The organism is Terribacillus jepli (assembly GCF_047228925.1).
Lineage (GTDB): Bacteria > Bacillota > Bacilli > Bacillales > Amphibacillaceae > Terribacillus.
Map to the genome: position 1 here is coordinate 1 of NZ_JBFEGH010000032.1, position 1,472 is coordinate 1,472.

At 38.1% G+C, this 1,472-nt stretch carries 2 protein-coding genes; both read right to left on the bottom strand.

Features of this window, described 5'->3' with window-relative positions; genetic code table 11:
• Positions 1-30: 30 nt before the first annotated feature.
• Positions 31-969 (bottom strand): IS3 family transposase, encoded by a 939-nt coding sequence (locus AB1K91_RS19930; RefSeq protein WP_413092427.1) that lies wholly within the window; start codon positions 967-969, stop codon positions 31-33.
• Positions 858-1,421 (bottom strand): helix-turn-helix domain-containing protein, encoded by a 564-nt coding sequence (locus AB1K91_RS19935; protein WP_413092426.1) that lies wholly within the window; start codon positions 1,419-1,421, stop codon positions 858-860. The genes AB1K91_RS19930 and AB1K91_RS19935 overlap by 112 nt, the downstream gene beginning before the upstream one ends.
• Positions 1,422-1,472: the final 51 nt, after the last annotated feature.

A 1,472-nucleotide genomic window follows, 5' to 3' on the forward strand; every position in this document is an offset into this window, starting at 1 on the left:
TGATGTGCACCCTAAAAGTTAGAGTCAATATTAGATAGCCTGTTGGCTGGTGTGGAGCCGGTATTGTACCGGACTCATGCCAGCCAATTTCTCTTTTATACGCTTGTTATTATAATAATCAATATAATTTTCAATTCTCTTCTTAAGTTCTGCGAACGTAGCCTTTTCTCGACCATAATACATCTCTTGTTTCAACGTGCCAAAAAAGCTTTCCATTGGAGCGTTATCAATGCAGTTGCCCTTTCGGGACATGCTTTGAAACACTTTATGTTGATGGAGAGCCTTCACCCATTTACGATGCTGATAATGCCAGCCTTGATCCGAATGAATTGTTGTTCTGTACGTTATGTTCTTTACTTTATCGAGTGTTTCTTCAAGAGGAGCCAAAACAAGATTAAGCGATGGACGCATACCGATTCCATAGCTTACAATTTCTCCGTTATATAAGTCCATAATAGGACTAAGATATAGTTTGCGATCATCCGTACACTTGAATTCTGTTATGTCAGTGGCTAACTTTTGATGACAGCGATCAGTCATGAAGCGTCGGTGGATTCGGTTTTTAGCTACAGTTCCAACCTTCCCTTTGTAGGAGATATACTTCCTTGATTTACGAATGAAGCTAGTGCCCCTTAGGCCCAGTTTCTTCATCAACCGAAGAACTTTCTTATGATTCACTGATTGGCCTAAATTACGCAATACTAAATGAATCCGACGGTAACCGTAGTTACCGTTATTTTCCTCAAATATCTGCTGAATAGAAGATTCAAGCTCTTGATCATGATTGCCTTTTTTCATTGCTTTAATATGATAATGATAACTGGATTCCGGAATGCCAACTCTACTTAATACATCCTTTAATCGGAATGTTTCTTTGAGTTCGAATGATAACGCTGCTTGTGCTTTTCTAGATAACTTTCCGGATTCATCTGAAAAGCTTGTAACTTTTTTAAGTATTCTACCTCTAATCGAAGGAGCTCATTCTCTCTTTCGAGTTCTTCTTCTCTGGATATTATTTTCTTATGGATTTGCTTCTTTTGTTTCTTATTAGGTTTACCAGACATGGAAGGCCGTCCTCTCGGTCGTTCCAGGGCTTCAATTCCGCCTTTTTCGTAAGCTTTTTTCCATACGGATATTATGGATGGATTCATAATTCTGAACGAAATGGCAGTTTCCATTAATGAAGATCCTGTTCTTTTCATAAAGTCTAATACATCTAACTTGAATTTAACAGGATAAACCTTCTTGTTCTGATTCTGTAATAGGGCAGCTTCACCAAAGCTATCGTAAAAGGTTACCCATCTTCGAACCTGGGATTGATCACCTATGCCATGCTTCAGGGCTAAAAGCTCGTATCCTAACTCTCCACTTTTATATTCTTTTACAACGTTCAATTTAAATTCTTGACTATATTTAACCATAATAAAGCACCCCAAAAGTTAGTGTTACTCTAACTTTTGGGGTGCAGTTCA